This is a genomic window from Micromonospora sp. NPDC049201 (genome assembly GCF_055586805.1).
Window position 1 is genome coordinate 1 of sequence record NZ_JBVJHM010000004.1, and the last position, 12,888, is coordinate 12,888.

General features: G+C 72.3%; 7 protein-coding genes. 2 read left to right on the top strand and 5 right to left on the bottom strand.

The features are described from left to right. Nucleotides 1-237: 237 nt before the first annotated feature. Nucleotides 238-1,446 carry a type VII secretion-associated serine protease mycosin gene (gene mycP, locus ACZ6O5_RS09865; RefSeq protein WP_465975927.1) on the bottom strand — a complete coding sequence of 403 codons (1,209 nt, stop codon included), beginning with the start codon at nucleotides 1,444-1,446 and terminating at the stop codon, nucleotides 238-240. A 153-nt stretch (nucleotides 1,447-1,599) separates the two neighbouring features. Between mycP and ACZ6O5_RS09870 the strand changes: the two genes are divergently transcribed. Beyond that, a complete protein-coding gene (locus tag ACZ6O5_RS09870) occupies nucleotides 1,600-5,223 on the top strand; it encodes an SseB family protein (RefSeq protein ID WP_465975929.1) in 3,624 nt (1,207 codons plus the stop codon). Then, nucleotides 5,220-5,585, top strand: coding sequence for a hypothetical protein (locus ACZ6O5_RS09875; protein ID WP_281943568.1), 366 nt, complete (start codon nucleotides 5,220-5,222; stop codon nucleotides 5,583-5,585). The genes ACZ6O5_RS09870 and ACZ6O5_RS09875 overlap by 4 nt, the downstream gene beginning before the upstream one ends. 1 nt (nucleotide 5,586) lies before the next feature. Here the strand turns inward: ACZ6O5_RS09875 and ACZ6O5_RS09880 are convergent, their stop codons facing one another. From ACZ6O5_RS09880 to ACZ6O5_RS09895, 4 genes are all read right to left on the bottom strand, one after another. Beyond that, nucleotides 5,587-6,519 (bottom strand): alpha/beta fold hydrolase, encoded by a 933-nt coding sequence (locus ACZ6O5_RS09880; protein WP_425785263.1) that lies wholly within the window; start codon nucleotides 6,517-6,519, stop codon nucleotides 5,587-5,589. An 86-nt stretch (nucleotides 6,520-6,605) separates the two neighbouring features. After that, complete coding sequence (locus ACZ6O5_RS09885) at nucleotides 6,606-7,136, bottom strand: hypothetical protein (RefSeq protein WP_465975931.1); 531 nt, start codon at nucleotides 7,134-7,136, stop codon at nucleotides 6,606-6,608. Between the two features lie 106 nt (nucleotides 7,137-7,242). Further along, the gene (locus tag ACZ6O5_RS09890; RefSeq protein WP_465976675.1) at nucleotides 7,243-9,645 is read right to left on the bottom strand and encodes an immune inhibitor A domain-containing protein; all 2,403 of its coding nucleotides are present in this window, start codon (nucleotides 9,643-9,645) and stop codon (nucleotides 7,243-7,245) included. Between the two features lie 346 nt (nucleotides 9,646-9,991). After that, nucleotides 9,992-12,784, bottom strand: coding sequence for an immune inhibitor A domain-containing protein (locus ACZ6O5_RS09895; RefSeq protein ID WP_465975933.1), 2,793 nt, complete (start codon nucleotides 12,782-12,784; stop codon nucleotides 9,992-9,994). Nucleotides 12,785-12,888 lie beyond the last annotated feature (104 nt).

Below are 12,888 nucleotides of genomic sequence, written 5' to 3' on the forward strand. Positions count from 1 at the left end.
GACGTCCTGTTCGCCATGCTCCGCGACAAGATCCCCTACCAACCCCGCCCAACCGCCTCAATCGCTGCTTGACGAAACCCATAGGGACACCCCCCGCCCCCCGCCCCCCCGCGCGCCCCCGCCCCGCTTCCGCGATCTTGCACTTTCGGCCCCCGGGTTAGGCGTTTTGCCCGTTTCGCCCGGGCACCAACCGCAAGATCGGCGCGCGGGTGGGGTGGGGGTGGGGTGGGGTGGGGGTCAGGTGGGGTTGGCGGGGTGCCAGCGTCGGCGGGTTCCCCGGGGTAGCACCACGGCCAGCAGCGCCACGAGCGCTGCGGCGCCACCTGTCACGCCGGCCACCAGGAGCGCCCGGTCCCGGGCCGTGGCCCGGCGGGACTGGCGGGCGAGTATGGCCGGGTCCGGGTGGTCCGCCGGGAGTGCGGCCGCACGGCCGGACCGGGCGTCCGCCCCGCCTGGCGACTCGGTCACCGCGCGGTACGGGTTGAGCACCCCGGCTCCGTAGCCCTCGCCCCGCCCCGGTGCCGGGTCGGTGCCGGCCATGATCCGCCCGGCGACCTCGGCCGCGTGCAGCCGGGGGCGATACTGCCGCAGCAACGCGGCGGTGCCGGCGACGAACGGCGTGGCGTAACTGGTGCCCTCCGCCCGGCGATGGCCCTGCCGGGGTGCCGCCATCAGCACCTCGCTGCCCGGGGCGACCAGGTCGACGTACGGGCCGGTCTGGGAGAACGCGGCACGCGTCCCGTCCCGCCCGATCGCGCCCACGCCGAGCACCCCGTCGTACGCGGCCGGGAAGGGGCGGGGATCACCGCTGTCGTGCAGGTTGCCGGCGGCGGCCACCACCACCACGTCCCGCCGCACCGCGTAGGCGACCGCGGCGCGCACCGCCGGGTCGTCCGCGTACAGCACGACCGAGAGGTTGAGCACGTCGGCGTCGTGGTCCACGGCCCAGCGGACGGCCCGGGCGAAGTCGGCCGCGTCGACCGTACGCCCCGACTCCCGCCCGTCGACCACCTGCTGTTCGCTGACGCGTACCGGCAGGATGCGCGCGCCCGGCGCGAGGCCCCGGAACGCGACACCCGGCCGTGGCGTGGCGGCGATGATGCTCGCCACGCCGGTGCCGTGCCCGGCGCAGTCGCGGGTGCCGTCCCCGCCCGGGTCGAGGAAGTCGGCGCCGGCCAGCACCCGACCGGCGAGCTGCGGATGGGACCGGTCCACCCCCGAGTCGACCACCGCCACCACCACGCCCGCGCCGGTCGCGAGCGGGGCCAGCCGCTCCGGCGCGTACCGTTGCTGGGGCCAGGGCTGCTCGGCCAACGGGCGGGCCGGCGCGGGCGGCGTGGCGCAGCCGGACGGCACGCGGGCCGCCGCCGCCGGGGCCGCCGGCAGACCGGAGACGAGGAGGGTCGCCAGCGCGACCGCGGTGGAGCGCGCGAGGGGCCGGGGCATCGACGACCTCCGTAACGTGTCGACTCCGGAACGGGATGTTAGCGCCTCGCCGACGCCACGGCCGACCGTCGATGGCCAGGCATTGTGATCTTGTTACCACCTTGTAGGTTGTAGGCGATGCCTGTGGCCTGTGCGCGGAAGGAGAGGTGGCCCGTGACCGGATGGGAGCCGGCCACCGAGGCCGAGGTGGCGATGCGGGACGCGCTACGAGCGCAGGACCAGCAGCAATACTTCCGTGTGCTGACCCATGTCGATCTGGTGCTGCCGATCGCCGGCGGCCCGACCGCGGGGTGGGGCACCTGGACCTCCGAGGGCCGCACGCACGTGCTGGCGTTCACGTCGGTCGCCGCGCTGCGCGCCAGCCTGGGCGAGAACGCCGGCGCCACGCGTCTCGTCGCGTACCCGGACCTGGCCGCCGGCTGGCCCAACCAGGAGTGGTGGCTGGCGGTGAACCCGGGCCTGCCGATCGAGGGCTACCTGCCCGCCTGGTACGTCGCCCAGCTCGCCCGGGGCGACGTCCGGCTGCCCGGCCGGACCATGGGCGCCCGAGCCCGTCTGGAGCGGGTGGAGAGCGCCGCCCGGGCCGCCCGCGACGGCGCTCCCGGGCCGGTGCGTGACAGCGTTTCCGGGCCGGTGCGTGACACCGTCCCCGGGCCGGTGCGTGACGTCGGCGCCGAATCCGGCCGCTTCGCTGTCCCGGAACCCGCCCGCGAGGCGCCGTCCGTTCCGGTTCCGGCCGCCGCGACACCCCCGGCCCCGTCGGGCCGTGGCGGGCGGGTGGCGGAGGCCGAGGAGCCCGCCACCGTACCCATGCGATCCGTTCCCCTCCTCGGCCGCCGCGCCCCGACGGCGCCGCACCGCCGTCCGGCGTCCGGTGACCACGGCCGCGCCGGGGCGGGCAACGGGGCCGACCCGGACGCGCTCGACGGCTGGCTCACCGACCTGCGTCGCCGTCCCGACGAGCCGGACCCGTTCGCGGCCGGCCGTGCGACGCCGGACGAGCCGCCGGCGCCGCCGGCCCCACCACCGGCCCGCTCCTTCTTCGAGCCCACCTCGGGCCGCGCGACCCGGCGGCCCTCGCCGCTGGACACCCCCAGGCGGTCCGGCGAGCGGGCGACGCCGCCCTCCCGGTTCGCCGGCGGCCAACCGTTCCCCCGGCGCCGGCCGCTGAACGAGCCGGTGCGCGAGGACCAGACCCGACCGTTCCGGGTGGGAGCGGACGAGCCCGCGCCGACGCCGGTCGAACCAACAGCGCCGTTCCGGCCGGCCCGGCCGCCCGAGGACACCCCCCGGACACTGCCCCGCCGGCACTCCGGCCCGCCCGCTCCCGACCGGTGGGCCGGAACGCGTACCGACCTCGACGCGCCGGGCTGGACCCCGCTCGACGACCCGGCGGAAGCCGAGGCGCTGCCACCGTCGATGGCCGAGCCGGTGTCCGCTCCGCCCGCGCCGCGCCGCGACTTCACGCCGATCGTCATCGAGGGCACCGTCATCGAGGCCCGTGACCTGACCGCACCCGCGGCGGCCGGGCCAGCTTCCGAGGGGTACGCCGCCACCGGCCCCGTCGTGCCCCGGATGGACGCCGCCGAGCCGGTCGGGTCGCCGGCCGTCGACGTCGACGAGCCCGCGTGGGCTGACGACCGCAGGGCGCCCGAACCATTCGTCACCGAGCCGTCTGTAGCCGGGCTGTCTGTCTCCGAGCCGTCTGTTGGCGAGCCGTTTGCCACCGAGCCGTCGGCCACCGACTCGTTCGACGTCGGGTCATCGGCCCCCACCGAGCCGTTCGCCACCGGGTCGCGCTCGGACCGGGTGGGGTCGGCGTGGGAGACGACGGCACCGCTCTCGCCGGCCGCCGCCGAGCCGTTCCCGTCCCCCGCCAGCGAGCCGACCAGCTCGGTGTTCGATCCGCTCCGACCGGCGGCCGAGGCATCCGTGCCGGCGGACGCGGCACCGTTGCCGACCGGACCGGACGAGCCGACGGTGTCGCTCGCCCGGCCGGCCAGGTACCCGGACGAGCCGACGGTGTCGTTGTTCGAGCCGACCACACCGCTGTTCACGCCGACGCCTTCGTCGTCGCCGACGCCTTCGTCTTCACCGTCTCAGCCGACGTCGCCAGCGTCGGCGTCGCCGTCGGACGAGCCGGGCAACCCGGTGACGTCCTCCGCCGGAGAACCCACCAGGTCGCTGTTCGAGCCGTTGTCCTCCCCAGCCGCGCCCGTCCCGGCCGAACCGACGGTGTCCCTGTTCGCGCCGGTCCCGGACGAGCCGACGGTGTCCCTGCCCGCGCCGGCAACCTCGGACGAGGTGACCACGTCGCTGTTCGCGCCGGCCGGGGACGAGGTGACCACGTCGTTGTCCGCGCCGGCCGGGGACGAGGTGACCACGTCGTTGTCCGCGCCGGTCGCGGCGGAGCCGACGGTGTCCCTGTTCGCGCCGGTGCCCTCGGACGAGCCGACCACCTCATTGTTCTCGTCGGCGACGAACGAGCCGACCACGTCACCCTTCGCGCCGGCCAGCCGGCCGGCGGAGGACGAGCCGACCACGTCACCCTTCGCGCCGGCGGAGGACGAGCCGACCACCTCACTCTTCGCGCCGGCGGTGGACGAGGCCACCACGTCACTCTTCGCGCCGGGCCGGCCGGCGGAGGACGAGCCGACCACGTCGCTCTTCGCGCCGTCGCCGTCCGAGGAGCCGTCCCCGTCGTCGGAGACGGGGCTGGAGACGGAGACGATCCCGTACGTCATCGCCGAGGAGCCGCGCGTCGAGCCGGTGACCGACGGCACCGGTCGCCCGGCGGTCGAGCCGGACTTCGTGCCGGCGAACGACGTGGAGGAGGAACTGCTGGCAGCCGCCGCCAGCGGTAACACGGACGGCTTCCTCACCACGCTGCTGCTGGCCCGGGTGATGTTGCCGGTCGCGTTCGACTCGGCGGCGGGCAGCCGGCCCGGCGATCCGGGTTTCTCCTGGCGTACCGAGACGGTCGACGGGGTGCGGTACGTGGTGGTCTACACCTCGCCGGAGCGGCTCGCCGAGCACGCCGGGGGGCCGGTCGACACGGTACGGGTCAAGTTCGTCCAGCTCATCCGTCAGTGGCCGGACGTGGCCTGGTCGTTCCGGGTCAACCCGGACACGCCGGTCGGCGCGGCGTACCCGGGGGAGCAGGTCCTGGCGCTTGCCAACTGGGCTGCCGAGGTGGGGCTCGGCGACGACCCGGAGACCGAGCCGGAGCCGCCCGCCACCGGACCGGCGCCCACGACCGAGCCGCGGCCGGACGCGCCGACGGCGAAGCCGACCCGGCCGGTGGTCATGCAGAAGGCCATCGCGGCGAGCCAGCTCGCCTACTACCTGGAGCGTGGCTACGACCGGGTGTCCGGCTTCGTGCACCGGGCCGGCGAGCTGGCCCACCTGCGTACGCCGGCGGAGCTGTTCGACGCGCTCGGTCTCGGCCATCCCGGGTCCCCGTTCTCCCGGGACGCCGAGGAGCTGTACCTGCTGCGCTGGCCGGCCTACCGGCCGAGTCTCTACCGGATCCCGTACGGCGGGCAGAACGAGGCCGCGATGCGGGCGATGGAGGGCTGGGTCATCGAGCGGTACCCGTTCCGGGGCAACGGCTTCGCGCCGGGCGAGAGCAGCGACGTGATCGCCGAGTTCAAGGTGGACAGTGCCCGGCTGCCGCACGGCGCCGAGCTGTGGCGGGTCGCCGCCGACGGCGATGCCCGGCTGGTCGCGGTGCTGGACACCGACGCGCTGCTGTGGCGGAAGGCGGACGGGGCGTGAGCCGCGACGGTTACGTGGCCCGGTGGCGCGGCCGGGAGTACCAGGCCAGCCCGGACGGTGACGACGTGCGGCTCTACCAGCCCGAACCGGACGAGGGCTTCACGGAGGCGCGCCCCGGCCGGTACGTCCGGGTGGTGCCGGCGGCCGAGGTCGACGACCTGGCGTACGTGCGGACCACCTGTACCTGGCAGGGGCAGCCGTTCATCGTGCTGGCCGAGCACGAGGGCTGGCTGCGGGTGGAGTACACAGGTGGGCGTTGGCCGGTGGCGGAGGCGATGGGGTTGGAGGCGTTCGACTTCGGCGTCTACCAGGGCTGGGCGCCCGCGACCGAGGTGGCCGGGCTGGGCGAGCAGCGGGTCTGAGTCAGGACTTCGCCCACCGCAGGATCTCGCCGAGCACCACGTCCCGCGCCTCCACGTGCGGGAAGTGGCCCACCCCGTCGAGCAGCCGCCACTCGTACGGCGCGCTGACGTACCGGCCGGAGCCCTGCGCGGTGCGGGGGAGCGAGGCCCGGTCCAGCGCGCCGTGCAGTTGCAGGGTCGGGGCGACCAGCGGCTTCTGCATCAGCTTGACGAACCGGTAGCCGTGCAGCCGCAGCACCGACCGGAACGCCCAGCGGTAGCCCTCCAGGGCGCAGAACGCGGCCTGCGGGATCTGCATCGCCACTCGGCAGCACCGGGCGTAGTCGTCGAAGTCCGGGCCGTCGACCCAGGTCGGCCCGCCCCAGCGGCGCAGCATCTCCGCCACCTCGGCGGCGTCGTCCCGCGTCAGCACGTGCTCGTAGCGGGGGAGCTGGAACTTCAGCGTGGCCGTGGCGGACGCGAACTGGCCGCGCGGGTCGGCGACGATGGCGGCCCGCAGCCGCAGCGGGTGCGGTGCGCCGAGCACCACGAGCCGGCGGACCAGCGTGGGGTGGAACGAGGCGGCGGTCCAGCCGATGAGGCCGCCCGCGCCGGTGCCGACCACGGTGGCGGACCGCTCACCGAGCGCGCGGATCAGGCCGGCCACGTCGGCGGCGAGCGTGTAGCCGTCGTACCCCCGGGGTGGCTTGTCGCTCGCGCCGTAACCGCGCAGGTCGACGGCGACCGCGCGGAAGCCGGCGTCGGCGACCGCCGGCAGCATCTCGTGCCAGGCGTACCAGTATTCCGGGAAGCCGTGCAGGAAGAGCACCATCGGGCCGGTGCCCGCCTCGACGACGTGGAACCGGCTGCCGTTGGCGCCGACGAACCGGTGCGTCCACGGCCCTTCGGGCAGGACGCAGGATTCGTCGGCGAACCCGCCGCGCTGGTCGGTCATGGGGCACAGCCTAGGGCCGCCGGTCGACCGCCGGTCCCGTAGGTGCCCAGGATCAGGGGATTCTCCGGGACAGGGCGTCGAGCGGGTCAGCCCACGCGTTCGATGCGCAGCAGGCCGACCAGCCGCCCGGGCCCGCACTCCACGCCCGCCGGCGGCGGGCCGACGGTGACCCGGACCCAGGTGCCGGCGGGCCAGGTGCCCTGGTCCGGGCCGTACAGGGCGTGTTCCTGGCCGTCGTCGGTGACAAGCGTGTAGCAGGGGCCGTTTCCGCCGTGGCTGAGCCGGCCGGCGAGGACGTTCGGCTTGCGTTGGTCGGTGGGCTGCCGTGGTGGCCCGGTCGGCGGCCGGAGCGTCGGCAGATCGGTCGCGGAGAGCGGGGGCCGGCCGGTGGAGGCGGCCGGGGCCGGCGCGGTCGGGCGCGGTGCGGTCGGGCGCGGTGCGGCCGGGGACGGGGGCTGCGGCGTGGCGTCGACGGGTCCGGTGGGTGCGCCGGGACCGGCGGGGGGTTCGGACGCGGACACGTCTCCTCCGTTCTCCGGGTTCGCGCAGCCGGCCAGCGCCAGGGCCAGGGGCAGTGCGAGGACCGCGGCGAGCCGGCGGTCGAGGGTTGTGGTCACCCGCTTGGGACGCGCCGCGGGTGGCGACGGTTCCCGTCCGACACAGGGCGAGGCCCGGGCAGGTGACCTGCCCGGGCCTCGTCGTGGTGTCGCGTGGATCAGTGGCTCAGGAGAAGCGGACCTTCAGCGAGGTGCCGTCCTGCTCCAGAACCTTGATCTTGGTGCCGGTGGCCGGGAGCTTGACGCCGTGGTTCGGCAGCTCCGGGTACCAGTACTGCTGGGTGTCGTCGAACAGCGGCTGCGCGGCCTGGCCACGGATGTACTGCGGCTGGCTGTTGAGGTGCAGCGTGAACGAGTCCGCCTTCTTCAGGCCGAACGGCGCGTCGTAGACCTGGACGCGGGCCCGCCAGGGCGCCCCGGTCAGGTTGTAGATCGGCCGCGGGTGGGCGTCGATGATCATGTTCCGACCCTCACCCGGGTGCACGAACGTGTCGTTGTCCGCCCACCGGAGGTTCCAGTAGGAGATCAGCAGACCCTCCTGGTACGCGTAGTGGTCCACGTAGTCCGGGCGGGTGTTCGCGTAACCGAAGAAGTACGGGCCGGTCTTGAGGTACTTGTCGTACGAGACGTACGACCGGTTACCGGCGATGTAGTAGTTGTCGAACAGACGGGTGTAGGTCTCCTCGACGATGCTCCAGCCGTTGAGCGTCCAGCCGGGGGCACCGGCCTCGGCGCCATCGGTGAGCAGCGTCTGACCGTCGGCGGTCACGGTGAGGGCGTCACCGTAGAAGCCGCCCTCGGACACGCCACCGTCGGTCTGGTAGCGGAGCCGGAACTGCACGGCCTTGCCGACGACCGAGTCCAGGTTGACGTTGACGTCGACCCAGTTGCCGTCGCTGGAGCCGTCCAGGGCGTAACGCCCGGGGGAGATCTCCTTCAGGGCCTGGCCGTTGGCCGTGCCCGGGAGCGAGACCCAGTTCTGGCCACCGTCGGTGGAGGCCTCGAAGAAGAGGTAGTCGAAGTCCGCCTCGATGCTGTAACGGCCCTTCATCGACACCGCGGCGCTGCTCTTCCCCGTGAGGTCGATGCTCCGCGTCATCGTGGTGTTCAGGTCGTCCTCGTTGCCCGAGAAGAACTGCTTCGTACCCTCGAACGGCTTGCCGTTCTGGAACTCGTACGCCCGCTGCGGCAGCACCACCACGGCGCCCTGCGCCTTGGCGGAGTTGTACTCCTGCGGGCCCAGCTCCAGGGTGCGCTTCTGACCGGCGACGACCACCTCGTAGTCGAGCCAGCCGAGCTGGAGCTTGTTCCAGGCGCCGAGGTCGCCGCCGCGGTCGCCGATGCCGGCGTCGTTCTTGGCGCCGAGCCGGCTCTGGGCCATCAGGGTCCAGTGCTCGTTGTTGTTGTCCCCACCACTGGTGACGTTGTAGTCGTCCGGCAGACCGAGGTCGTGGCCGTACTCGTGGTAGAAGACGCTCCGGCCACCGTTCTCCGGCTGGATCGTGTAGTCACCGATCCAGACGCCGGTGTTGCCGATCTGGGTGCCGCCGGCCGGGAAGTTCTCCGGACCGGTGTTGCCCTGGTCGCTGGCGAACGCGTACCAGCGGTGGCTCCAGATCGCGTCCTCACCCTGGATCGGGTCACCGTCGGCCTGGTCGCCGCCGGCGTGGACGATCTGGAAGTGGTCGATGTACCCGTCCGGCTCGTTGAAGTTGCCGTCGCCGTCGAAGTCGTAACGGTCCCACTCGTCCATCGACTTGACGTCGGCCGCGATCTCCTCGTCGGAGCGGCCCTGGGCCTTCTGGTCGGCGACCCACTGGTTCGCGGCGTCGCGGACCAGCGCCCAGGTGTTGTTGCAGACGTTCGAGGCGCACGGGTAGCCGTTGGAACGGCCGTAGCGGGCCTCGTTGTACTTGACCTTCACCCAGTTGGTGACCTCGCCGTCGACGCTGTACCGACCCGAGGACTGGGCCTCGTAGTACTGCTTCAGCGACTCGTCACCGGGGTTGGTGCCGAAGTAGATCTGCCGGAAGTGGTCGGCGCTGAAGTCCGGCTGCCAGATCGTGGAGTTGTCCACGGCCCGGTTGGGCTCGGGGATCTGGTTGACGAGCGGACCGTCGAACCGGGTCGGACCCGGCACCGCCGGGGCGGTGTCCTGGTCCGGGTAGTTCGGGTGCCGCTCGTCGCCGAACTCCGCGAGGATGACGAAGATCTTGTCGGTCTTCTCGCGGGACAGCTCGACGTACTGGTCCTCGGTGGGACCCTTGCCGGCCTTGGTGCTCCGGGCGGCCTTGCCCGCCGCGGCACCCTCGGCAGCCTTCTCGCCAACCTTGACGACGGTGCTGCCGTTGATCTTCTGGGCCTTCGCCCTACCCGACAGGACCTCGCTGAGGCCCTCCTGGCGCAGCGCGCGCCGCTTGTCCTCGAGCGGGTTGGGCAGGTCGTGCTCAGCCTGCGCAGGCTCGGCCACCGACGGGGCGGCGGCTGGCAGCTTCGGCGTCGGCGCGGCGCTGGCGGACGTGCCCGCCATCAGCCCCGTCGCGGTCAGCGAAAGCCCGAGCAGACCCACTGCGACTTTGCGCACGTGGTACCTCCGGTGTGAGGGAACCGGCCCCATGGGGGTACGGGCCGGTGGAACGTCCCACAAGTGGGACCCACGGTGAACATAGACACTGCCGGGACTGCTGTGAAGATGTGTGCGTCGATTTGTAGCAACTTTTTGTTGGGGTTGACTTTCGCCGTCACACTCTGGTTCGTCACCTCGGCGTTGACCAGCGGCGATGGCCGTTCGGCCGAAGGTAGTGAAACGGATGGATATGCGGAACGGGCCGGGAGCGCCATGCTCCCGGCCCGTCCGTCATCCGGCTCGTTCGGCCCGTATTCCGGGCATTCCGGTTCCGGTTTGGAGTTGTCGATCAGCTCCGCGGCGGAACCACGTACACCAGGGCGTACGCGTTGTCCTTGGCGGCGCGCTTGATGATGATCGACGTGCCGTACCCGACGCCCGCGTCACCCGGGTTGCCGGTGCCGAGCACGATCGCCCCGCCACCCAGCGTCGAACCGTAGTAGTCGGTCGCCGGGGTGCCGTCCGGGTTCACCACCCGGGTCGTGTACTGCTGGTTGCCCTTCGACGGGACCACCACCGAGGCGTCGTTGTCCCGCGCGTACGGCGAACCGTCGCGGATCTCGATGCCCGGGTACCAGCCCTTGTTGTCGGTGAAGCCCCGCACCGGCGCCTGCGCGCCGAACTTGGTGCAGTACTCGCTGTACGGCTCGTCGGCCGCCTCCAGGCACTCCTTGAACGGGTAGGTCTTCGTCAACCCGAACGCGGCGTTGGAGGACTGCGGCCGGCTGGGCAGGTTGTCCAGCACCGACGGGTCCTTCTCGGCCGCCACGCCCTTGCGACGCAGCGGGTCGTTGTGCGAGTCGACGATCAGCAGTCCGCCCTTGGCGCCGTAGCTGGGCAGCGCGGTCATCTGCGCCGTGACGTGGTTGACGTCGCCGAGCTCGGTGTCCCGGTACCAGACCAGCATGCCGGGCGCGTTGTACGCGATCCGGTCGACCTTCCACGCCTCGTGCGAGTAGACGGTGTCGTAGGCGTACTTGAGGCCCTTGTCGAAGCCGTCGAAGTTGCGCCACTCGGCCAGGTAGTAGTGCGAGCGGACCTGGGTGCCCGAGTCGACGTGCCAGCCCGCGCCGGTGGTGTCGGTGAACGTGCCGCCGGTCTGCGTCCAGCCGGCCGCGCCGCCCTCGACGTCGTCGCTCCAGGTGGTGGCGCCGCCGCCGGTCACCGAGAAGTCGTCGGCGAACCAGCCGCGCTCCTGGAACGCCTCGTCGGTGGCGTACCGCAGCCGGACCTGCACGGTCTGCCCGGCGTACGGCGACAGGTCCACGTAGTCGTGGCGCCAGCCGCCGGTGCTGCCGGTCAGGCCGTACTTCTTGTTGCCGAAGTCGACCATCCGGCCGTTCGGGTCGGCGTAGCCGTCATCGGTGGAGACCAGCGCGCCGGACTCGTCGTACACCTTGCGCTCGGTCCAGGTGGCGCCGCCGTCCGTGGAGACCTCGACGAAGCCGTAGTCCCAGTCCTCCTCGATGACGAAGTCGTTCCACATCCAGAACTTCGCGTCGGCGGCGTTCGGGACACTCACCGTGCGGCTCAGCTTGACGTCCGCCCAGGCCTGGTCGGCGCCGGAGTACCACATGTTCGCGCCGCTGTGCGGCTCGGCCAGCGTGATCACCTTGTCCGGCAGGTCGATCTTGATGCCGTCCTCGGTGCCCACCGGCGTACGCGAAGTCTGCCCGAGCTTGACCAGCTTGGCCCGGTCGCCCGGCCCGAACGTCTTCGGCTCGGCCCAGCCGAGCACCCACTTGTCCCAGAGGCCCATGTGGGTGGGGAGCGCCTGGAAGATCTCACCGGAGTGCGATCCGGACGCCATCAGGTCCCAGAAGTCCACGTCGGAGTCGGCGTTGCCGGACGTGTCGTAGAGGTCCGGCAGGCCCAGGTCGTGCCCGAACTCGTGGGCGAAGACACCGACACCGGCGTCCTCCGGCTGCACGATGTAGTTCGACACCTTCAGGCTCGTGCCCGGGATGGTGTAGCCACCGGCCACGGTGGAGGAGTGCGCCCAGACCGAGTAGACGCCGACGTCGCCGCCACCACGGGACTTGCCCTGGTTGGCGTGTACCAGCACCAGGTGGTCGATCACGCCGTCCGGCTCGTGGAAGTTGCCGTCGCCGTCGCGGTCGCTCTGGTCCTCGATGTCGTAGTCGGCCCAGGGGAAGTTCGGGTCGGCGGCGGCCAACGCGTCGATCGCGTCGGTGGCGAGCCGGCCCGCGCCCTGCGGGTTGTCCGGGTGACCGTTCATCGACTGCTCACGGCCGGCGACCCAGTTGCCGTTCTCGTCCTGGAAACAGCGGGAGGCGGCGTACCAGCCCTCCGAGTGCGGCACGGTGATCCACGGGCTGGCCTGCCCGTCCACGGTGTACGCGTTCTTGGACATCTCCAGGTACATGTTGTGCATGGTCCGGCCCGCGAGGCTGATGCCCGGCTTGCCGTCCGGCCCCTTGAGGTCCTTGCGGACCCGCTCGGTGATGCCCTGCTTGGTGTAGAGCATCTTGTTGTAGTGCGCCGGCGAGAAGTCCGGCACCCACATCGAGTTGTTGTCCTTGTGCGGCAACGTGGCCGGGTTCGGAATGGTGTTGTGCCGCGGCCCGTTCTGGACCGTGCCGGGCACGCAGGTGCGGTCCTCGAAGACCGTCTTCGGCACCATCACGCCTGTGAAGTCGTCGTTGGCCTTGTCGTTGAACTCCACCAGCAGCGTCAGCAGCTTGGCGGTCTGGGTGTTCTTGGCCTTCTTGATCTTGCGAGGGCTCTGGCCGGTCCGGATCGACTTGGCCTCCAGCTTGGCCAGCTCGCGGGCCGCGATCGGGTTGCCGCCGGCGTACTTGCGGTCGTAGGCGCGGGCCTCGTCCGCCGGTGCGGAGAAGACCCCGTCCTTGCCCTTGGCCTCCTTGCCGCCGGTGTCCGGCTGCACCTCCGGCTCGGCGTAGTTGATGTAGAACTCGTCCGCCGCGATGGTGGCCGGCGCGGAGCGGGACGGCTGAGCCGACGCACTACCCGTCACGGTCAGCGACGTGGCCGCGAGGGCGATGGCGGGCAGCGCGACGAGTAGTCGCCGGCGGGCCCGGGACTGGGAACTGGGGAGCATGCCACTCCGTTCGTAGGGAATGGTGAGGGACCGGCCGTCTCGATGACGCGTGTCGAAATTTGCCGGTGCGGCTGAACGTAGTCGACGGGAAGCACCATCGACAG

Excerpts from the sequence above, each read along its gene's own strand:
- mycP (WP_465975927.1), bottom strand. The coding sequence starts at position 1,446 with ATGCCCCGGCCCCTCGCGCGCTCCACCGCGGTCGCGCTGGCGACCCTC.
- ACZ6O5_RS09880 (WP_425785263.1), bottom strand. The coding sequence starts at position 6,519 with ATGACCGACCAGCGCGGCGGGTTCGCCGACGAATCCTGCGTCCTGCCC.
- ACZ6O5_RS09895 (WP_465975933.1), bottom strand. The coding sequence starts at position 12,784 with ATGCTCCCCAGTTCCCAGTCCCGGGCCCGCCGGCGACTACTCGTCGCG.